The following is a 21,159-nucleotide window of genomic DNA, read 5'->3' on the forward strand; positions in this document are numbered from 1 at the left end:
TCAATAAAACAGTATGCACAACATCAGTCTAAGATGGAAGTGGCAGTTAATCTTGAACTAAAAACGCTGAATGTAAAACAGGATATTACGTATTTTAATACTTCAAACGACACATTGGTTTCAATTGTTTTGAATGATTGGAATAATGCATTTGCAGACAAAAACACACCTTTGGCAAGACGTTTTTCTGATGAGTTTTATCGCGGTTTTCATTTAGCAAAAGCCATTGAAAGAGGAAATACAACAATTTTAAATCTTACTGATTCTGGCTTTACGGCGCTTGAATGGGAAAGAACGGATAAAAATCCAGATTTTATTGTGGTTAAGCTAAACCAAAAGTTATTTCCGGGAGAACAAATTACTTTGCACATAAATTATATCTCGAAAATTCCGAGTGATAAATTCACGCATTATGGATTTAATCAAAACGGAATGAATTTAAAAAACTGGTTTTTAAATCCTGCTCGTTTTGAGGATCACCGTTTTATAAGATACAATAACTTTAATCTTGACGACATTGCAAATGCGGTTGTCGATCATGAAGTTGAAATAAAAATTCCGAATGATTATTCGATTACGACAGATTTAAATTCGGTTTCAAAAGACGTTTCAAATTCGACATTTACTAATTATTCTTTTTCGGGAAAAAACAGATCAGACTTTAATTTAATTATCGAGAGACAAAATAATTTTAAGAGTTATGATAATGGGACGATCGAAGTTCTTTCGGATTTAAAAAACAAAAAGATTACCGAAGTTCAAAAAGCGATCATAATTGATAGAGTTGCTGCGTTTGCAAATGAATTTCTTGGTAAATATCCTAATGAAAAAATTACGGTTTCACAAGCAGATTATGAGCGAAATCCTTTTTATGGCTTAAATCAGCTGCCTTCTTTTATCAGTCCGTTTTCGGATGAATTTATGTTTGAAGTAACTTTCTTCAAAACTTATTTGAACAATTATTTGAAGAATTCACTTCGTCTTGATCCTCGAAAAGACAATTGGGTTTATGACGGAATCCAGATTTATGCCATGATGAAGTACATGGAAGAAAATCATCTGGATGAAAAAATGCTGGGTAGACTTTCGAGAATGAAACTTTTTAAAAGTTACAATATTACCAATCTTACTTTTAACGAGCAATACAGTTATTATTATATGCTGATGGCTCGTAAAAATCTTGATCAGCCGCTTGGAGACCCAAAGAATACACTCATAAAATTCAACGAACAGATTGCGAGTAAATACCGTGCGGGTTTAAGTTTGAGTTATCTTGATGATTATTTAAATCATAATATTGTTCCTGAGAGCATTCAGGAATTTTATAATTTGAATAAAACGCAGCAAACCAATCGTTATGATTTTGAAAAAATCCTGACCGAAAAAAGTCCTAAAAATATCGACTGGTTTTTTAGAACAATAATCGATTCACGAGAAATTATCGACTATAAATTTACGCATGTTTCTAAAACGGCAGACAGCATACAGTTTTCGATAAAAAACAAAACCGATATTTATGCTCCGATTCCTATTTATGGTTTAAAGAAAAATGAAGTTGTTTTTAAGGAATGGATTGAACCTAAAAAAGCAGATTCTGTTTATCAGTTTGACCGAAAAAATGCGGATAAACTAGTTATTAATTACGACAATGAAGTTCCTGAATTCAATCAAAGAAACAACTGGAAATCGTTAAAAAGTCTGGTAATTACCAATCGCCCTATAAAATTTAATTTTGCCAAAGATCTTGAAGATCCTTATTACAATCAGATTTTATATATTCCGACATTGACGTATAATTATTATGACGGATTAACACCGGGAATTCGTTTTCATAATAAAACGATATTAGACAAACCTTTTACTTTTGATATTAATCCGGCCTATTCCATAAAAGCGGGAACAATTTCTGGTTCGTCGGCTTTTTCTTTGAACCAGTTTTATCGAAACAGTACTTTATATAATGTACGCTATTCTATAAGTCAGAACTATTTTCATTATGCGCCAGACGCCACGTACCTGCGATTAAATCCTATGGTGCAGCTGCGTATTCGTGAAGAAAATTTTAGGGATAATAGAAAACAGCTTATTTTGTTTCGTCAGGTAATTGTAAACAGGGAAGCTAGTGAATTTATTACGGATAATTCCAGACCTAATTATTCTGTTTTTGACGCCCGTTATGTAAACACAAAAACAGAACTGGTTAATCATTTTAATTTTATGACTGATGTTCAGTTTGGCGGAGGCTTTGGAAAAGTTTTGGGAGAAGTTGAATACAGAAGGTTATTTGAAAATAATCGCAAAATAAACTTAAGATTGTTTGCGGGAAGTTTCCTGTACAATAAAACCAATTCTGATTATTTTAGTTTTGGTTTAGATAAACCAACCGATTATTTATTTGACTATAATATTTTGGGAAGGTCAGAAACCAGTGGGATTTTCAGCCAGCAATATGTAATTTCCGAAGGTGGTTTTAAATCAAAATTAGATCCTGCATTTGCCAATCAATGGATGACAACTTTAAACGTCAGCTATGCTTTATGGGACTGGGTTGAAGTGTATGGCGATGTTGGACTTTTGAAAAATAAACATCAGGATGCATTTTTTGCTTATGATAGCGGAGTGCGGTTAAACCTTGTTCCAGACTACTTTGAACTTTATTTTCCGGTCTATTCAAATAACGGGTGGGAAATTTCTCAAAAGAATTACAACGAAAAAATCAGATTTGTTATCACTTTGGCACCAAAAGCATTAGTCACTCTTTTTACCCGAAAATGGTTTTAATTAAATAAATTTTAATCAAAAACATAAATTATTATCACAAAGAAGACAAAAATCATAAAAATAACACAATTAAAGTACGTAGTTTTCTGTTTTTAAATACAAATAATTAAATTATATTTATTTTAAAGAATTATGATTATTGATTGTTTTTAAGTAATTTCGCAGTCATAACATGACCCACAAGATTATGATAACAGAAAAAAGCAATACAACTTTAACTTTTGAAGATTTCAAAACAGAGGTATTGAACGACTACAGAATTGCAGTAACTAGCCGTGAGTGTAGTCTTTTAGGTCGTAAAGAAGTATTGACAGGAAAAGCCAAATTTGGAATATTTGGTGACGGAAAAGAAGTACCGCAGCTTGCAATGGCTAAAGCCTTTAAAAATGGGGATTTCCGCTCTGGTTATTATCGCGATCAGACTTTTATGATGGCGATTGGCGAATTAACTTCTAAACAGTTTTTCGCAGGTTTATACGGTCATACTGATTTAAATCATGATCCAATGTCTGCCGGAAGGCAAATGGGCGGACACTTTGTAACGCACAGTTTAAACGAAGACGGATCGTGGAAAGATTTAACAAAACAAAAAAATTCAAGCTCAGATATATCGCCTACAGCAGGACAAATGCCAAGATTATTGGGATTAGCTCAGGCTTCAAAAATTTACAGAAACGTTAATGGAATTACCATTAAAGATAAATTTTCTGTAGATGGAAACGAAGTTGCATGGGGAACAATAGGAAACGCAAGTACGTCTGAAGGTTTATTTTTTGAAACTATAAATGCTGCCGGAGTTTTACAAGTTCCGATGGTAATGAGTGTTTGGGATGATGAGTACGGAATCTCGGTTCACGCCAAACATCAAACTACAAAAGAAAACATTTCTGAAATCCTTAAAGGATATCAGCGTGATGAAGATTCTAAAGGTTACGAAATTTTTAGAGTAAAAGGATGGGATTATGCTGAGTTGGTTTCGACTTACGAAAGAGCGGGCGCAATTGCACGTGAAGAGCATATTCCGGTTTTAATTCACGTAAACGAATTAACGCAGCCGCAAGGCCACTCTACTTCTGGTTCTCACGAACGTTATAAAAATGCAGAAAGATTAGCCTGGGAAAGAGATTTTGACTGTATTCGTCAGATGCGTTTGTGGATGATCGCTATTAATATTGCATCTCCGGAAGAATTAGCTGAAATTGATTTTGAGTTAAAGAAAGAAGTTCTTGAAGCTAAAAAAGATGCGTGGAATGATTTCATTAATCCGATTATTGAAGATCAAAAAAATCTTTTAGATTTATTGGAGCAAATTGCGGAAGCAAGCATCAATCATAAAGATAGAATCAGAAAATATATTTCAGAATTAAGTGCGATAAAAGCGCCTTTAAAGAAAGAAATTCTGGTTTACGCAAGAAAGATTCTTCGTTTTATAGAAGTTCCAAACAGCAAAGTTCTTTTATCAAACTGGATCACGAATTTTATTGGAGAGACCCAGGGAAAATTCAGCAGTAATTTGCATTCAGAATCGGCACAAAATGTGTTTTCTGTAGAAAAAGTACTTCCTGAATATGCCGAAAATGCAAAACCGGATTTAGACGGAAGAATGATTCTTCGTGATAATTTCGACGCTTTGTTTAGCAAATATCCTGAAACATTGATTTTTGGAGAAGATGTTGGAAACATTGGCGACGTAAATCAAGGTCTTGAAGGTATGCAGGAAAAATACGGTGAACTTCGTGTTGCCGATGTCGGGATTCGTGAAGCGACTATTATTGGTCAGGGAATTGGAATGGCATTGAGAGGTTTACGCCCTATTGCTGAAATTCAGTATCTTGATTATTTATTGTATGCGATTCAAATCATGAGTGATGATTTAGCTACTTTACAATACAGAACTGTTGGAAAACAAAAAGCACCATTAATTATCAGAACCCGCGGACACCGTTTAGAAGGTATCTGGCATTCTGGTTCTCCTATGGGAATGATTATAAACGCTATTCGCGGAATCCATGTTTTGGTTCCGAGAGATATGACACAGGCTGCAGGATTTTATAATACTCTTTTAGAGTGCGACGAACCGGCATTAGTTATTGAATGTTTGAATGGTTACCGTTTAAAAGAAAAAACACCTTTAAACTTTGGTGAATTCAAAACTCCGATTGGTGTTGTTGAAACATTAAAAGAAGGTGCTGATATTACTTTAGTTTCTTACGGATCGACTTTAAGATTGGTTCAACAAGCCGCTGAGGAATTATTGGTTCTAGGAATTGACTGTGAAATTATTGATATTCAGTCTTTACTTCCGTTTGATGTTAATAAAGATATTGTAAAAAGTGTCGCTAAAACAAATCGTCTTTTAGTAATCGACGAAGATGTTCCTGGTGGAGCTTCGGCTTACATTTTACAGCAGATTCTGGAAGAACAAGATGCTTATAAATATCTTGACAGTAAACCGCAAACGCTTGCTGCAAAAGCGCACAGACCAGCTTACGGAACTGATGGCGATTATTTCTCTAAACCTTCTGCTGAAGATATTTTCGAGAAAATTTACAGCATGATGAATGAAGTTAATCCTTCTAAATTTCCTAGTTTATACTAAAAATTTAGATTACTTAAATAACATAAAAGCTCCAAATCAAAATTGATTTGGGGCTTTTTTTATTAAAAAAAATCCAATTATCTAAAAATTGGCTGATAATTACCCTCAAAAAACAATCATAATTTAACAAGATAAAACAGAATAAATATTATTTTAGTCTTACCAATTTTTAATTGCAGTTTCTGCCATCTTTAGTATAAATTAAACCAAAAACAACTTATTCTAAATTATGAAAACCATTAAAATACTTCTTATTCTAATTTCATTAGCATTAAATATTCAAAAAGTAAACGCCCAAACATCCTCAATTATTGATACAGAATATAACTTAAGAGGAACAATTTATGCTCCGGGACCTATCGATTCCTATAGAAATAAAGAGAAAGATTCCAACTATTATTTACTTCTCGCTAAAAAATATTTAGAAATGCCTGATACAAATCCCTATAAATATCAAAATGCGGTGGATAATCTTCGTAATTCCTTACTATTAGATCAAAATAATAGCGAAGCTTTTGAATTACAGTCTAAAACAAATTATGATTTTGCAATGCATTCATTGGAACGTGGAGAAAGAGAATTTAAAAGTGGAGACTTTAGTGAAGGATATTATTTTTATAAAGCTTTAGAACATTTCTCTAATGCCTATCTCAATGGATTTAAAAAAGAAGAAATTATCGCTAATACTGAAAAGATTAATTCATTACTCAAAGATTCCAAAAAGAAAGTAATACTATTTAACGAATCTAATTTATACAAAATTTCTACTGTTTATCAGGAAAAAAACACCGCTGCTTACGATAGTATAAAAAAAGTGTATAAAGAGAAAAAAGCCGATCCTAATGTTGACAAAAATGAACTACTGGATATCCTAAAAAAAAGACAAGAATATGTTGAATACTATTTTGAGAACAATAAATTGGAACCTTATGCTTATAATCAAACAACAATAGAAAGAGCAACATTAGGAATAGAAATGGGAGATACAGAAAATTCATGTCTATTATTGTATAAAACAGATCTGCTCTATTTTCATGAAAAGGGTTACGGTGATAAAGCTTGCAAAATATGGTATGATAAATATTCTAAAGCTGAGGAAATAAAAATTGCCTTAGAGAGAAAAGAAGCTGCTAAAAAATGGCAGACCGAACATCCAAATAAAATAAAACTGCGTTCGCTTATAGGACAAAGTGACGATATAGTAAAAAGTTATCTTGGTGCTCCAATTGCCAAAAACTTTAAAATGAATGTTGGTCAAGGTTTTAACAGAGACGAATATTCAGCGAACAGATACAAAACAAAGAATGGCACTTATGAAATAGCCTTCAAAAACAGCAACGTTATTCGTATTCAGTTTTTCCCAATAGTTATTATCAAATTTGATCCGCGTGCCTTTGAACTCAACGATTCTAATTTTGATCAGGAAGTAACAAACAGACCAGGTTCTTGTTTTCCAGCATTCAATGATGGTTTTTCCGGAAAAACAAAAATATTCTCTATAGATTACAGCTGTGAAGGTTATCTGGCCAGTTTACAGTTTTATGGCGTAAATGGTAAAGTTACTTCAGTTGTTGTGTATTAAATTTGATTTCTTTAGATAATAAAAAAGCTCCAATATTTTGGAGCTTTTTTATTATACACAAAGTGAAAGTCATTGCGAGGAACGAAGCAACCTCACTATTATAATCGCGCATAGACTTAGCACGTGAGATTGCTTCGTTCCTCGCAATGACTATTAAATATCTCTCAACATCGCTCTGGCTCTTTCTAAATCCTCTGCCGTATCAATCCCAATTCCAACATGTGTGGTTTCAACCATTTTTATGCGTTTTCCGAACTCTAAATATCTTAATTGCTCCAATTTCTCAGAAACTTCCAAAGATTTCATAGGAAGGCTGTAAAAATCTAATAAAGCCTGTTTTCTAAAAGCATAAATTCCGATATGCTGAAAATAACGAACTCCAGCAGCTGCATCTCTCGGATACGGAATTACAGATCTTGAAAAATACAAGGCAAATTGCGATTGATCTACAACCACTTTTACATTATTCGGATTATTGATTTCGTCTTCATTTGTGATTTCACGCATTAATGAAGCCAAGTCAATCTTTTTATCTTGATCATTTTTAAAAACCGATAAAACCTGTTCTAATGGCCCGGCTTCTGTAAAAGGTTCATCGCCTTGTACATTTACTACAATATCAACATCAAGATTAGCAACAGCTTCGGCAATTCGGTCGCTTCCGGATTCGTGTTCTTTGATACTCATTATCGCTTTTCCACCATTGGAAACAATTTCGTCAAAAATCAAATCAGAATCGGTTACAACAAAAACATCATCGAATAAGTTTGTTGAAACCGCAGCTTCGTATGTTCTTAAAATTACTGTTTTACCTCCTAAATCCTGCATTAGTTTTGCAGGAAAACGTGTTGATGCGTATCGCGCCGGAATTACCGCTATTATTTTCATTTTTTATGTCATTGCGAGGAACGAAGTAATCTCATTCCTCATTATTAATTTATATTTTATAATATTTTCACCGAAGTCATACTCAACGAACCAGCCAGCAATTTATCATTAAACAAACTCACTTCTTCTGATTTTTCTTTTAAACCTAAAGTATACAGCAAAGGTAAATAATGATCTGGAGTTGGAATTGCAATTTGAACTGCTTTACTCATTTTTTCGTACTCGATTAACGGCTGGAAATTTCCATCTAATAAATAATTATTTACGGTTTCTCTGGCTTCAATTGCCCAATCGTAACCGTAATTATCTTTATCAAAATTTCTGAAATCAACTAAACGAAGATTGTGCACAATATTCCCGCTGCCAATAATTAAAACACCTTTATGACGCAGTGATTGTAATTTCTGAGCCAGTTCAAAATGATATTGTCCTGATTTAGTATAATCAATACTTAACTGAATTACGGGAACATTTGCTTCTGGATATAAATGTTTAATTACGCTCCAAGCGCCGTGATCTAAACCCCAATGTTCATCTAAATCAATCTGAACGGGATCTAATATTTTTTGAGTTTCTAATGCCAGTTCGGGACTTCCTTTTGCAGGATATTGCACATCAAAAAGTGCCTGTGGAAAACCTCCAAAATCATGAATGGTTCTCGGCATTTCCATTGAAGTTACTTTTGTACCTTTTGTAAACCAATGCGCAGAAATACATAAAATAGCATTGGGCTGTGGTAATGTTTTTGCCAAATTTCGGAAACCAGCCACAAACTGATTTTCTTCAATAGCATTCATCGGACTGCCGTGTCCCAAAAATAAAACCGGCATTTTATCTGTATTCGAAAACGTAGACGAAATCGAATGTAAATCGTTTAGTGTTGTCATTGCTAAAGTTTTTTTTTCGCCACGAATTTCACGAATTACACTAATTAATAGCGTCGTAAAAATTCGTGCTAATTCGTGAAATTCGTGGCAAACCTTTATTCTTCAAAACTCTCGTCTTTAAATCCTATCAAATATAATTTATTTTTGGCACGTGTCATTGCCGTGTAAAGCCATCTTATATAATCATGATCGATTCCGTTTGGTAAATACGGCTGTTCTACAAAAACCGTATTCCATTGTCCTCCTTGCGATTTATGACACGTTATCGCGTACGAGAATTTTACCTGTAAACCATTAAAATATTCGTTTTCTTTTACCTTTTGAAATTTCTTGTATTTAGTCGATTCATCTTCATAATCCTTCATTACTTCTTCATACAAACGATTTGATTCTTCGTAGGTTAATGATGGAGATTCACTTTTTATAGTATCTAAAATCAAAACCGTTTCAAAAGGTTTTTGGTCCGGATAATCGACCATTCTTATTTTTACTCTTGCAAAAGTAAAACCGTACAACTCTTTGATCCCGAACATTTCCAAAACCTCAATAATATCACCATTGGCAATAAATCCAGCTTCATCTGTTTCTTTCAGCCAGAAATAATTGTTCTTAACAACCATTAAAAAATCGCCTACAGAAAGTTCACTTTCTTTAAACAAAATTCGGGTTCTGATTTGTTCGTTGTATTGATTTGCCCTTTTATTGGAACGGACAATAAATGCCGTATCTTCAATACTATAATTGCTGTAAGCCGTATTTATCGCATCCTGAATATCATATCCATCGGTTAACCGAACAATATCTTTGAACTTTTTTACATTGAATTTAAATTCCGTAATAAAGCTTTCTTTCAAAAGTTCACGTAATTCGGTTGCATTGAATAAAATCCCCGAACTTTCTTCCTGACGCATTACTTCATCAAGTTCGATATGTTCGATTTCTTTATCGTAATGCACGCCCAAAGTATGCGTATCTAAAGCCGGGCTAATATCTAAATTTACCGGAGGAAGCTGCGCTGTATCTCCTAAAAGAATCATTTTGCAATTCGTTCCCGAATACACATAATTAATCAAATCATCCAGAAGCGAACCGCTGTCTAAAGTGCTGTCTGAAATCATCGAAGCCTCATCGACAATAAAAATCGTGTTTTTATGTTTGTTGACTTGTCTGGTAAAAGCCACTCCTCCACCCGATGATTTTTTTGGGAAATAGATCTTTTTGTGAATCGTAAAAGCTGATGTATTGGAATAATTTGCAATTACTTTTGCCGCGCGTCCGGTTGGTGCAAGCAGAACAAACTTTTTATTAATATCACCAAGATTGTTTACGATTGTCGAAATCACCGTTGTTTTTCCGGTTCCGGCATATCCTTTTAGTACAAAAATGGTATTGTTTGCTGGTTCGGTCAAAAAAATGGCGATTTTTTGAAAAAAAATATCCTGTTTATAAGTAGGTGCAAAAGGAAATCTTTTTTGCAAAACGCCGTAAAACGATGCTGAATTCATAAGGTAAATTTGAAACACAAAGTTCGTTCTTTTTAATGGCAATGGCAATTTTAAACCATATAAGTGATATAAGTAAATTTAAGTTTTAGGCTTTGCGCTTAATTTCATAAACTAAATGATCTAAAAAAATCAAAATAAACATCCAATAAGCTTAAATTACTTATATCACTTATATGGTTTAGAAAAAGAAAAAAAATAACGCAACGATAATCCTGCGCTAACGTTCTTGTAATATTGTTTTTTAAAATTGCAATTATATTAGTTGCTTTTAAATTTGTAAGTTTGTGGTCACCTAAATTCATTATTGAAACAAAACAGGTAACGAATTGTAAATCAATTATGTCAATACACAATACTAATATTACATCAAAAAATTACAAAAAACTTTCGATTCAGGTTTCGCTGAACGGATTCTCTTTTTGTTGTTTTGATACTTTAAATAATACGATTACTGCTTTTAATGAAGTTCAGTTTGATGCTGCTCAAAAACAAAGTAAAATTGAAGATTTATATGCTTCGGCATTTAAAAACTATTCTGAGTTAAAAGAAACTTATGACGATATTTTAGTCATTCACAATAACAATCTTTCAACTTTTGTACCAACGCCGTTGTTTGATGAAGATTATTTAGGAAGTTATCTGCAGTATACCACAAAAGTGTTTGAGACTGATTTTTTTACTTACGATCAAATCACAAATTACGATATGCATTCGGTTTACATTCCGTATATCAATATCAATAACTTTTTAATTGACAACGTTGGTTCTTTCGATTACAAACACGTAAACAGTATTTTAGTCGAGAAAATTTTAGAAGGCTCAAAAAACAACGACGAGAAAAAAATGGTGGTTAATTTTAATCCGGAACATTTTGAAATTATCGTGGTACAAAATCAGAAGTTATTGTTATTCAACTCTTTTGAATATCAAACCCCTGAGGATTTTATTTATTACGTCCTTTTTACAGCCGAGCAATTAAATTTAAATCCAGAGATTTTTCAATTGGAACTGCTTGGAACAATTCACCAAAACGATCCGTTTTACGACATTGCTTACAAATACATCCGTAATATTTCTTTTCTTGACGTTAGCTCTTTAAAAGAAAAAAACAACTATACAACAGCTCAGAATCAAAAACATTATATCTTATTTCAATCATGAGAATCATTTCAGGAAAATACAAAGGGCGTAGGATCTTCCCACCAAAAAACCTTCCTGTAAGACCTACGACTGATATGAGTAAAGAAGCATTGTTTAATGTTTTGAATAATCATTTTAGTTTTGACGGCTTAAAGGTTTTAGATTTATTTTCGGGAACCGGTAATATCAGTTATGAATTCGCTTCACGCGGAAGCGCACCAATTACCTCAATCGACGGTGATTTTGGATGCGTTAAATTCATCAAACAAGTTTCATCAGAATACGATTTTGACATTGCTGCTACTAAAAGTGATGTTTACAAGTTTCTTGAAAACTGCAAAACTTCGTATGATATAATTTTTGCCGATCCGCCTTACGGATTAGATCAGGCTGCGTTTGAGAAAATTGTTCTTACTGTTTTTGAAAAAGAATTACTTTCAGAAGATGGAATGATGATTATCGAACATTCAAAATATACTAAAATGGATCACTTAAGTAATTTTTCATTCCAGAAAAGTTACGGCGGTTCATTTTTTAGTTTCTTCGAATTGAATTCTACAGATGATGATGAAGAACTTCCGGGAGAATCTCCTTTAAAAATTGTTGAAGAAGACGAAGGATAATTTCCTTTTAAACATAAATGTCAAATTGAGCGAAGGGTTTCGACTTCGCTCAACCTGACAATCGACTTCGCTCAACCTGACAAACATTTCTTCTATCTTATTCTATCTTCATTTTCATTCACATTCTTTTCCTTAAATTCAGTTTCTTTTACTTTCCCAAAAGAATATTTAACCGAGATTGAAATTTCATGAGCATCAACTATATATCTAGCTCTTGAACTAGTATCATTAATTGTAAATTCTTCCGTTTGAATTACATTTTTAAATACATTATTCCAGCTCAAAGTACAATTCCATTTTTTTAGGAAAGTTTTAGAAAGTGCCATATCAACTACAAATCTGGGATTTCTTTCAAAAACACCTTTCTTCTGTTCGGTTAATCCCCAAAAACTTAAAACAAAAGTGTATTCTTTTGGAAGCTTAAATTCATTGTTAGAGTAATAATATAAATACGGTTTTGAGTCTAAAAATTCAGCCGAAGGATCTTCTATTTTTTCGAGAATAAAAACCAGCGAATTGGTTGTTGTCCAAAATTTATACGTAAAAGGCAATTCAAAATCAAGACTTAAACCCGCTTCTTTATCAAAATTTATATCTTTAAAAGTCATTATATTTTGGCTTTTATCATAGAGAAAACTATTATAAACGGGATTTTTATTTTGCCAATAACTCACTTTAACCGATTTATCATTGTATTGAAAAGTTGACGAAATTTCATTATTAAAAGTCGGTCCCAAATTGATATTACTCGCGTATATAAAATACGGATTTATATAAGTCGCAATATTACTTAACGACGAATAATTGGGACACGAAATACTTTTGGCATAATTCAAACTAATATTTTTTGTGCTGTCTATTGCCATAGAAAACTGCACTTTCGGGAAAAGATTCGTATAATTTTTATCTATCAAAGGCGAAACATCTGTTTTATATTTTCCACTTACATTGGTGTTTTCAACTCTAAGTCCGGCAGAAAAACTGATTTTTTTAATTTTTCCCGAAAGCTGTGTGTAAGCTGCTGAATTCTCTTCTTTAAAATCATAATCTAAAGCTGAATTTTCATTTTCTTCGAAATCAAAAATAGCAGTATTTGATTTGGATTTTGCTGCAGAATAAAGTCCGCCGTATTCTAGGTTCATTTCGTTTTTAAACTTTTTTTCGAGATCAATTCTTCCTGAAAAAACATCAACATTAAACTTTTGATTTCGATTTTGAGACAGATTAAATTCAGTATCGTTATAATTATTTTCGACCATCGTTACTAAATTCTGTTGGAAATTCGAATATTGAAAACCTGTAAAAAGCTGCGTATTAATTGCTTTTATCTTTTTTGAATAATTCATAAATGCGTTTACAAAATCCTTTTTACTCGAATTATCGCTCCAGGTTAAAACGTTATTTTCAATATTTTGATTTTTATTATACGTAAATGTATTTATGGGAAAAGTATCTGTTCGAAGTCTGGAACTAACATTAAACGAAAAATAATCATCGTCATTTATTTTATAAAATAAGCCGCCGCCAAAAACATATTGTTTTCGTTTTGTATTGGCCGATACATCATATTTTGAAGCAATATCAGCATTTTGAATTTGATAATCAATGCTATGACTTTCCCACGGATTGAGTCGGTTGTAATTGAAATTGGCTTTCCATTCGAATTTGTTTTTCTTGAAACTCGTATTCAATCCGAGATAATTGTTGTAGTTTTTCTTGAAAGAAGCAACTTCAGAAATTTCAGTCCTAAAACTGTCTTTTTTACTGAATTTTCGAGTAATCAAAATTACCGAGCGGCCTTCGGCTTCATATTTTGCAGATGGATTCTGGATGATTTCTATCGTTTTAATATCGGCGGGAGCCAAAGCATTTAAATCGTTTATTCCCACTTTTTGATTGTCGATATAAATCAACGGATTTCCTTTGCCAACAACAGTAATATTTTCTTTGTCTGAACTAACCTGAACGGTTGGAAGTTTCGCCAGTAAATCGACTGTATTTGGAATTGAATTATAAACAGAACTGGCAACATCAACTTTAATGTTTCCGTTTGTATTGGTAAACGTTTTTTTGTTTTGAGTGATAACAACTTCTTTTAATTGTTCATTTGAAATGGAATCTTTTGGCGTTTCATTTTGGGCCTTTACAGCAAATGAAAGACCAAAAAGTAAAAGCGCAAGAAGAAGTTTTAAGGGCAGATAAAGATTCATTTTTAAAAGTTTTTTGATTTTGTGATGATGCAAAAATGCTTCTAAAAAAGGGCTGCGTAGGTTAATTGAAGGTTAATGCGGAGTTAACGTCATTTTTGTTCCATAAAAGCATTATTTTTGGGTGGAGAAAATGGGACCACGGGTTTTACAGATTGAACGGGTTTACACAGATTATATTTAAACTAAATCTTAAAAAAATAACCGGCGAAAACCCGTTCAATCCGTAAAATCCGCGGGCCATAAATTTCAAACTATGAAACAAAGAATCAATTTATTGATCGCATTTTCGGTTGTGGCGTTGATCGTTTTGTCGACTGTGCAATGCTATTTGGTAAAAACCACTTACGATTATAAAGTGGCGCAGTTTCATACGCAGATTAAAAATGAAATTGCCCAGATTTCTAATAATTACAGTGATATTGATTCGGTTTTAGTTTCCAGAAAAGAAGCACTTTATACCCATTTATCCGAGAAATACATTCAGGGGAAAAATTCTAAAATTGACATTAAAAAAGGGATTTTAGAAAATGAATACCGAAGTGCATTAACGGCACAAATTCAGCGAAAATTCGAAAGGGATTTACCTAATTTCAAAATCGATTTTGCGATTGTACTCAACAAATTTATTTTGTACAAAAACACCAAAAAAGCCGATACGATCTTCTCTGAAAAACCTTTTATTCGAAATAAATTATATGGAAATCTGGCTTCGTTAAATCATGCTTTTTTAGTTCGGAATTATGTTGGAACTACAAACGGAACTTTCGAAAATCAGGAATATCAATTATTGACAGAAGATTCGATGTATGTTTCGGTTATCGACTGGGAAATGATTATTTTAAGACGAATGGCTTTTATTCTGGTTTTGTCTTTATTCTCGATTCTTACGCTTATTACCCTTTTTGTAATTGCACTGAAAGCTTTAATAAAACAGAAAAAAGTAAGCGATGTAAAAACCGATTTCATCAATAATATTACGCACGAACTTAAAACGCCTTTGGCAACTTTAGGAATTTCGACCAAAATTCTGGAGCAGAAAAACATTCGTGAAAATGATGAAAACTTCAATGCAATTATCAATACGATTTCTCGTCAAAACAATCGTCTTCAAAGTTTAATTGATCAGGTTATGGCAAATTCATTGGCAGAAAATGAAATTGAACTTCAGAAAGAGAAAATCGAAACGGAAGATTTCCTGCAGACAATTGTAAATGATTTTAAAATCACGTATCCTAAAATTGATATTAAAACTGATTTTCAGACTCAAAAAACGAATTTGATTCTGGATAAATTTCATTTGACAACGGCTCTTTTAAATGTTTTGGAAAATGCTGTAAAATACGGTTCAAACACAATTATTGTAAAAACGAAGCAAGTTGAAAATCAATTTTCGATTAGTATTGAAGATAACGGAATTGGAATTGCAAAAAACAAACAATCGCTTCTTTTTGAAAAATTTTATCGTGTAGAACAAGGAAACCTTCACAACACAAAAGGTTTAGGCTTAGGATTGTATTATGTTGCCCAAATCGTAAAAGCACATCAGGGTTCTGTTAACGTTATTAGTGATTTAGGAAAAGGAACTCAGTTTACTATTTTATTAAAAGTTTAATCACCCTATTTTGAAAAAATTACTTTTAGCTGAAGACGATCACGATTTTGCAGCGATTTTAAAACAATATTTAGAACTTCATCAATTTGAAGTAATCTGGGCAGAAAATGGCGAAATAGCTTTGGACTATTTTAAAAATCAGACTTTTGATATTTGTGTTTTTGATGTAATGATGCCCAAATTAGACGGGTTTTCACTGGCCGAAAAAATAATCACAATCAATCCCGAAACTCCCTTTATTTTTTTAACAGCAAGAAAGTTAAAAGAAGACAAAATCATTGGGTTAAAACTAGGTGCAGACGATTATATCGTTAAACCTTTTGAAGTCGATGAACTGGTTTTGCGATTGCAGAATATATTGAAGAGAATCGAGCAAAAGAGAAGTCTGGATGGGAACAATATCATTGAAATTGGTTCGTATATTTTTGACAACGAACGTTTAACGCTAAATAATAAAAATCATGTGCAGCAGCTTACAGAGAAAGAAGCGGCCCTTATTGAATATTTATATCTCAATCATAATCAGCTATTAAAGAGAGATGAAATTTTAATGTCTGTCTGGAAAAAAGACGATTATTTTTCAGGAAGAAGCATGGATGTTTTTATCAGCAGGCTTAGAAAATATTTTAATTCAGATCCAAAAATAAGTATTGAAAGTGTTCGAAATATTGGTTTAGAGTTTAAGATTCAAAAGTAATCCTGCAAATCATATAAGTTTCTTAAACAATTGTATAACAACAATTAATAGTTATGATTATACATTTGTTAGGAACTTAAAATCTAAAACCATGAACCTAAAAAGATTTTTCGGAGGGTTATTGACAATCCTCGGAATTGTAGGACTTATTTATACTGCTGTTATTTTTGCCGGCACATCTGGCGAAACCAGAGATGTTAAATCATTAATTATTTACGGTATTTTAGGAATCGTTTTCTTTACGTCCGGAATCAGTCTGGTTCGTACAACTAAAGACGAATCATAATTTTTTAAATACATAGAAACATAGTTTAATTAAAACTAAAAAAACCTATGTTTCTATGTGTTTAAAGGGAATTTATTTGACCAAAACAGCAGCAATCTTTTCGTAAAGAGGTGTTTTTACGCCGTATTTTCTTCCTTCGTTTACCACATATTGTGTAAGTGACAGAGCTTCGGTATTTTTTCCAGCCAGTAAATCCCTGTGCATAGACGAAGTCGCTTCTTTTGGTGATTTTTCTAATTTTTGAATGGTCTGTGCTACAATATCATGTGGTAATTTCAATCCTTTTGCCTGTGCCACATCTTCAATTTCATGAAGCAGTTCGATATAGGTTACTTTCGATTCAGAATTGCTTAAAATTTCACCAATATTTTGGTTTAGATAAGAAGTTGCAGATGCTAATGCTGAAATAAAAATGAATTTTTCCCAAACGGTTTCCTCTATATTCTCCACTAAATAACTTTCGACTTTTGCTTTTTGAAGGATGTTTTGTAATTCTTCCATTTTTGAAAACGAAGCTGTTTTAGATCCAAAAAACAACTTTTCATAAAATCCGATTCTACGAATAGTTCCAGGCGAAAAAATCATCGAAACAATGTAAACGCAGCCTTGCAAAACTTCATTATCGGGTATTATTTTTTTAATTCTTTCCTGTGCGTCAACGCCATTGTATAACGGAAGAATTAAGGTTTCTTTTTTAATGCAGCTTTTTAACGAGGTGAAACTTTCTTCAATATCATACGTTTTTGTTGCACAGATTAAATAATCCAAAATACCTATTTCTGACGGATCATTCGAAACTAAATTCGGGCGAACAATCATTTCAGAATCATCAGTTACAATCTTTAATCCGTTTTCGGCAATCGCTTTTTGAGTTTCGCCGCGTGCGATAAAAATGATTTCAACATCATCAGATTTTTGATAGGCTTTCGCCAAAAGTCCGCCGAAATAACCTCCAACGCCTCCAAGTCCTAAAATTCCAATTCTTTTCATAATAAATCAATTTAATGCTATAAATTAATGCCACAAAGGCGCTAAGTCACAAAGTTATTTTAAGCCAAAAAGAAAAACAAAAACTTAGTGCCTTTGTGTCTTAGCGGCTAAACAAATTATTCCTCTAAAACAGGATTCAAATCAAGTTCTGTAAAATCGTGTTCTGTTTTCGAAATTATAATCGTTGCGACTGTATTTCCAATCAAGTTTGTAATCGCTCTTGCCTCGCTCATAAATTTATCAACTCCTAATAAAAAAGCCAAACCTTCTACAGGAATTTTATGCAGTGCTGTTAAAGTTGATGCCAGAACAATAAATCCGCTTCCGGTTACGCCCGCAGCGCCTTTTGACGTAATCATCAAAATACCAATAACGGTCAGGATTTCGAAAAAACTCAAATGCACATCATACAATTGCGCCAAAAATATTACCGACATTGACAAGTAAATCGAAGTTCCGTCGAGATTAAAGGAATATCCTGTTGGAATCACTAATCCCACTACCGATTTACTACAGCCCATTCTTTCGAGTTTGACCATAATACTTGGCAGAGCAGCTTCTGAAGAGGAAGTTCCTAAAACCAGTAAAAGTTCTTCTTTAATGTATTTTAAAATCGAAAGTATACTTATTTTATAATATCTCAGAATCGTTCCTAAAATTAGGAAAACAAATAACGCCATGGTGAGATAAACACAAAGCATTAATTTTCCCAGTGGAATCAGGGTTTCTAATCCGAATTTACCAATTGTATAGGCCATTCCCCCAAAAGCACCAATTGGAGCAAGGTACATTACGTATTTTAAGCCAAGGAAAACTACTTTTGAAATTCGCTCTAAAACTAAAATAGTCTGTTCTCTTTTTTTATAAAAATTCAAAGCGATTCCGCAGACAATTGCTGCCAGTAAAACCTGCAAAGTAAAGTTAGAAAAGAAGAACTGAAGCCACGAAAAATCCTTTGCGCTTCCGTTGGTATATTGGCTTGCATCACCCAAAGTCAATCCCGATTTATCAATTTTTCCGGGCTGAAATAAATAAGCAACGGCAACACCAATTGCTAATGCAACGGTTGAAACTACTTCAAAATATCCTAAAGCTTTAACGCCAATTCGGCCGACTTTTTTTAGGTTTCCCATTCCGGAAATTCCTAAAACTATTGTCAAAAAGATAATTGGACCAATAAATAGTTTGATAAGATCAACGAATTTTTTACCTACAATTTCCATTTTCACACCATTATCCGGTGAAAAATGTCCGAGTAAAATGCCTGCAATAATGGCTATTAAAACCCAAAATGTCAGATTGGTAATTATAGTTTTAAAAAGGCTCTTGTTTGCTTTTGAAGCAGGATTTGGAGTGGTTATATTCATGAAGATAGATTAGAGTCTTTCACAAATATATAAAAAAAGCAGACCTATAAGCCGGATTCTGTCCCTGATAAATCAAGGCCTTATCATTTATCTAGATTCCGCATTACTGCAGAACTCAAGCTACCTACCCTTCAACAACGGACGAGAAGCCCTTAAATGCTGATATACTTGGTATTTCACCGCATAGAGTTTACCTGGTTTCACTACAGCATTACCTGTACATACTTTCTGCTGCACTTGTCCTAATCTCAATAACAAGTTATCTTGACCGACGGGCGTTACCCGCTATGCTTCTCTGTGGTGTCCGGACTTTCCTCCCTCCCTAATTGGAACGGCGATAAGGCGGTCTGCGCTGCAAAAGTAACACTTTATAGACTAAGAATAATGATTTTAAATTTCTGATTTTCGGTTGATTTTCGTAACATTTTAATTTTAAAATAGTTATCTTTAAAATTCCGTAATTTTTAAATTAAGTCTATTATGAAAAGAATGTATCACTACGCAACTGTTTCAAAGGCTTTAGATCAATTGAATGAGAAAGGATTTACTTGTGATTTTAATCGAAATGCAGACGCGATTAAAAAAAATCCTGAGAAATTTGAAATTGTTCATGTGTATCGATACGAAGGGGAATCTGACCCTGGCGATGAGGCAGTTGTATACGGAATTAAGTCCGTTAACGGTAAAAAGGGCGTTTATGTAGCAGGTTTTTCCGCCGATTCAGATCAGGAAACTGCCAAATTTTTATTTGATTTAAGTATTAGGGGAAGGTAATTATGATTACATCCAGTTTTGTCATTTCGACGAAGATTGAAGATCAACTGCTCGGAATTTCTGATGCGATTTCTCCTTTCGTCGAAATGACATAAAATGTGGAAAATATTTGCCGAATTTCTGCATGAGATTGCTTCGTTCCTCGCAATGACTTTGCGAACTTTGCGGTTAAATAAAAAGCTATTTCTACTTATGAATAAAACATTTAAACAAAAGGAATAAAATTAGAATTTGAATAATTATCACATTATTAGCCTGAATATAATCTTGGTTTTTAATGCTTTTGCGGTAGAGATAAACATTTAATACAAATGGCAAAACGATTAGAACAGATAGATACGCAGAAAAAAGAAATTTAGATTTTGAAACACAAACAGCAAAAAACATATACCAAACAGAGCAATAGGCAACTTCGAAAATAAGCAGTCGGGAAAAAATTCTGGACTTTATTCGTATTTCATCAATCTCTTTATTGTCTTTCATTTAATATAACTAATTAATTGCTTTTATTAAGTTCAGATACTCCAATAGCAAAACTGGGATTTTATCAAATCCTGCCTGATAAACATCTACAAAGTAAACTTCATTTTCCTGCATTCCGTTTTGAATTCCTTTTTTAGAAGCCTGAATATCTCCTTTTCTAACGATCAGAATTTTATAATAGTGATCATTATCTTTTAAAGCCAATTCATTAAAATCAGATATTTTAGGATCGTTGTAAATATTTTGCTGTCCAATGTCGGCTCCTAAATAACCTTGAAATTTTCCGAAATCATAAAACGGATTATTGTTATCGAAGTTTCGATAGGTTTTTCTGTTTCCTTTTTTCAGAATAAATTGTTTAATCCTCTCAAAATCTTTAACTGAGAATTGGCTTGTAATTTTCAAATAATTTAGTTTCGTTTAAATTAGGTTTTTCTAAAAAGATCAAAAAGTCTGTAAAATTCAATGAATGCTTTTTCTTCATCAAAATTGCAGGTTTTAAGTATCATCGTTCTATAACCCGAAGTAGATTCAGAATAATTTAATTGTATAGATACAAAATCATGAAATGAACTCCATTCTGGAATTAGGTTTTCGTTTACTTTATTGTTCAAAACATATAATTGATAACCGTTTATCGTATAATAAAGTGTTGATAAATGTTTATCTCCAATATACAAATGTGGCTTTTCCCAAATTAAATCTAATAACGAATATAGGTTATTCTGATTCATA

Annotated in this window: 17 protein-coding genes and 1 other RNA gene; 9 read left to right on the plus strand and 9 right to left on the minus strand. The window is 32.8% G+C overall.

Translation table 11 applies throughout. From position 1 onward, the window contains the following. Positions 1-33: 33 nt before the first annotated feature. The 3 genes from J2Y38_RS00325 (at position 34) to J2Y38_RS00335 (ending at position 6,962) form a co-directional block, all read left to right on the plus strand. A complete protein-coding gene (locus J2Y38_RS00325) occupies positions 34-2,781 on the plus strand; it encodes an aminopeptidase (protein WP_309838481.1) in 2,748 nt (915 codons plus the stop codon). Positions 2,782-2,968: 187 nt separating this feature from the next. Further along, positions 2,969-5,380: a thiamine pyrophosphate-dependent enzyme gene (locus J2Y38_RS00330; protein ID WP_309838483.1), complete on the plus strand. Its 2,412-nt coding sequence runs from the start codon at positions 2,969-2,971 to the stop codon at positions 5,378-5,380. 229 nt (positions 5,381-5,609) lie between these two features. After that, complete coding sequence (locus J2Y38_RS00335) at positions 5,610-6,962, plus strand: hypothetical protein (protein WP_309838485.1); 1,353 nt, start codon at positions 5,610-5,612, stop codon at positions 6,960-6,962. Positions 6,963-7,115: 153 nt separating this feature from the next. Here the strand turns inward: J2Y38_RS00335 and kdsB are convergent, their stop codons facing one another. From kdsB to J2Y38_RS00350, 3 genes are all read right to left on the minus strand, one after another. Next, the gene (kdsB, locus tag J2Y38_RS00340; protein WP_309838486.1) at positions 7,116-7,850 is read right to left on the minus strand and encodes a 3-deoxy-manno-octulosonate cytidylyltransferase; all 735 of its coding nucleotides are present in this window, start codon (positions 7,848-7,850) and stop codon (positions 7,116-7,118) included. Positions 7,851-7,906: 56 nt separating this feature from the next. Next, positions 7,907-8,737 carry a 4,5-DOPA dioxygenase extradiol gene (gene ygiD, locus J2Y38_RS00345; protein ID WP_309838488.1) on the minus strand — a complete coding sequence of 277 codons (831 nt, stop codon included), beginning with the start codon at positions 8,735-8,737 and terminating at the stop codon, positions 7,907-7,909. A 95-nt stretch (positions 8,738-8,832) separates the two neighbouring features. Further along, positions 8,833-10,242: an ATP-dependent RecD-like DNA helicase gene (locus J2Y38_RS00350; protein ID WP_180858851.1), complete on the minus strand. Its 1,410-nt coding sequence runs from the start codon at positions 10,240-10,242 to the stop codon at positions 8,833-8,835. A 339-nt stretch (positions 10,243-10,581) separates the two neighbouring features. Here J2Y38_RS00350 and J2Y38_RS00355 point away from each other — a divergent pair, with 339 nt between their 5' ends. Beyond that, on the plus strand, positions 10,582-11,403 hold the full coding sequence (locus tag J2Y38_RS00355) for a DUF3822 family protein (protein ID WP_309838493.1): 822 nt from the start codon (positions 10,582-10,584) through the stop codon (positions 11,401-11,403). Further along, a complete protein-coding gene (locus J2Y38_RS00360) occupies positions 11,400-12,005 on the plus strand; it encodes an RsmD family RNA methyltransferase (protein ID WP_053470668.1) in 606 nt (201 codons plus the stop codon). Before J2Y38_RS00355 ends, J2Y38_RS00360 begins: the two co-directional genes overlap by 4 nt. Positions 12,006-12,097: 92 nt before the next feature. Here J2Y38_RS00360 and J2Y38_RS00365 read toward each other — a convergent pair whose 3' ends face one another. Then, a complete protein-coding gene (locus tag J2Y38_RS00365) occupies positions 12,098-14,215 on the minus strand; it encodes an outer membrane beta-barrel family protein (protein WP_309838497.1) in 2,118 nt (705 codons plus the stop codon). A gap of 253 nt (positions 14,216-14,468) precedes the next feature. Between J2Y38_RS00365 and J2Y38_RS00370 the strand changes: the two genes are divergently transcribed. The 3 genes from J2Y38_RS00370 (at position 14,469) to J2Y38_RS00380 (ending at position 16,810) form a co-directional block, all read left to right on the plus strand. Beyond that, on the plus strand, positions 14,469-15,827 hold the full coding sequence (locus tag J2Y38_RS00370) for a HAMP domain-containing sensor histidine kinase (RefSeq protein WP_309838499.1): 1,359 nt from the start codon (positions 14,469-14,471) through the stop codon (positions 15,825-15,827). A gap of 10 nt (positions 15,828-15,837) precedes the next feature. Further along, entirely contained in the window at positions 15,838-16,524 is a 687-nt protein-coding gene (locus J2Y38_RS00375; RefSeq protein ID WP_309838502.1) for a response regulator transcription factor, read from the plus strand. Positions 16,525-16,615: 91 nt separating this feature from the next. Continuing rightward, positions 16,616-16,810 (plus strand): hypothetical protein, encoded by a 195-nt coding sequence (locus J2Y38_RS00380; RefSeq protein WP_073488669.1) that lies wholly within the window; start codon positions 16,616-16,618, stop codon positions 16,808-16,810. Positions 16,811-16,882: 72 nt separating this feature from the next. Here J2Y38_RS00380 and J2Y38_RS00385 read toward each other — a convergent pair whose 3' ends face one another. From J2Y38_RS00385 to rnpB, 3 genes are all read right to left on the minus strand, one after another. Beyond that, entirely contained in the window at positions 16,883-17,800 is a 918-nt protein-coding gene (locus J2Y38_RS00385; protein ID WP_309838504.1) for a 2-dehydropantoate 2-reductase, read from the minus strand. Positions 17,801-17,916: 116 nt separating this feature from the next. Further along, positions 17,917-19,167 (minus strand): cation:dicarboxylate symporter family transporter, encoded by a 1,251-nt coding sequence (locus J2Y38_RS00390; protein ID WP_309838506.1) that lies wholly within the window; start codon positions 19,165-19,167, stop codon positions 17,917-17,919. 31 nt (positions 19,168-19,198) lie between these two features. Further along, positions 19,199-19,521, minus strand: an RNA gene (gene rnpB, locus J2Y38_RS00395) — RNase P RNA component class A. Positions 19,522-19,647: 126 nt separating this feature from the next. Between rnpB and J2Y38_RS00400 the strand changes: the two genes are divergently transcribed. Continuing rightward, a complete protein-coding gene (locus J2Y38_RS00400) occupies positions 19,648-19,941 on the plus strand; it encodes a hypothetical protein (RefSeq protein ID WP_053470661.1) in 294 nt (97 codons plus the stop codon). A gap of 492 nt (positions 19,942-20,433) precedes the next feature. Here the strand turns inward: J2Y38_RS00400 and J2Y38_RS00405 are convergent, their stop codons facing one another. Then, positions 20,434-20,829, minus strand: a complete 396-nt coding sequence (locus tag J2Y38_RS00405; RefSeq protein ID WP_309838509.1) for a hypothetical protein — start codon at positions 20,827-20,829, stop codon at positions 20,434-20,436. 20 nt (positions 20,830-20,849) lie between these two features. Beyond that, positions 20,850-21,158: a hypothetical protein gene (locus J2Y38_RS00410; protein WP_309838511.1), complete on the minus strand. Its 309-nt coding sequence runs from the start codon at positions 21,156-21,158 to the stop codon at positions 20,850-20,852. Position 21,159 lies beyond the last annotated feature (1 nt).

Origin of the sequence: Flavobacterium sp. 2755 (assembly GCF_031455715.1) — a bacterium.
Lineage (GTDB): Bacteria > Bacteroidota > Bacteroidia > Flavobacteriales > Flavobacteriaceae > Flavobacterium.

Bases quoted from the DNA above. Each gene is read 5' to 3' on its own strand.
- J2Y38_RS00325 (WP_309838481.1), top strand. From the start codon at position 34: ATGGAAGTGGCAGTTAATCTTGAACTAAAAACGCTGAATGTAAAACAG.
- J2Y38_RS00330 (WP_309838483.1), top strand. From the start codon at position 2,969: ATGATAACAGAAAAAAGCAATACAACTTTAACTTTTGAAGATTTCAAA.
- J2Y38_RS00335 (WP_309838485.1), top strand. From the start codon at position 5,610: ATGAAAACCATTAAAATACTTCTTATTCTAATTTCATTAGCATTAAAT.
- kdsB (WP_309838486.1), bottom strand. From the start codon at position 7,850: ATGAAAATAATAGCGGTAATTCCGGCGCGATACGCATCAACACGTTTT.
- ygiD (WP_309838488.1), bottom strand. From the start codon at position 8,737: ATGACAACACTAAACGATTTACATTCGATTTCGTCTACGTTTTCGAAT.
- J2Y38_RS00350 (WP_180858851.1), bottom strand. From the start codon at position 10,242: ATGAATTCAGCATCGTTTTACGGCGTTTTGCAAAAAAGATTTCCTTTT.
- J2Y38_RS00355 (WP_309838493.1), top strand. From the start codon at position 10,582: ATGTCAATACACAATACTAATATTACATCAAAAAATTACAAAAAACTT.
- J2Y38_RS00360 (WP_053470668.1), top strand. From the start codon at position 11,400: ATGAGAATCATTTCAGGAAAATACAAAGGGCGTAGGATCTTCCCACCA.
- J2Y38_RS00365 (WP_309838497.1), bottom strand. From the start codon at position 14,215: ATGAATCTTTATCTGCCCTTAAAACTTCTTCTTGCGCTTTTACTTTTT.
- J2Y38_RS00370 (WP_309838499.1), top strand. From the start codon at position 14,469: ATGAAACAAAGAATCAATTTATTGATCGCATTTTCGGTTGTGGCGTTG.
- J2Y38_RS00380 (WP_073488669.1), top strand. From the start codon at position 16,616: ATGAACCTAAAAAGATTTTTCGGAGGGTTATTGACAATCCTCGGAATT.
- J2Y38_RS00385 (WP_309838504.1), bottom strand. From the start codon at position 17,800: ATGAAAAGAATTGGAATTTTAGGACTTGGAGGCGTTGGAGGTTATTTC.
- J2Y38_RS00390 (WP_309838506.1), bottom strand. From the start codon at position 19,167: ATGAATATAACCACTCCAAATCCTGCTTCAAAAGCAAACAAGAGCCTT.
- J2Y38_RS00400 (WP_053470661.1), top strand. From the start codon at position 19,648: ATGAAAAGAATGTATCACTACGCAACTGTTTCAAAGGCTTTAGATCAA.
- J2Y38_RS00410 (WP_309838511.1), bottom strand. From the start codon at position 21,158: ATGAATCAGAATAACCTATATTCGTTATTAGATTTAATTTGGGAAAAG.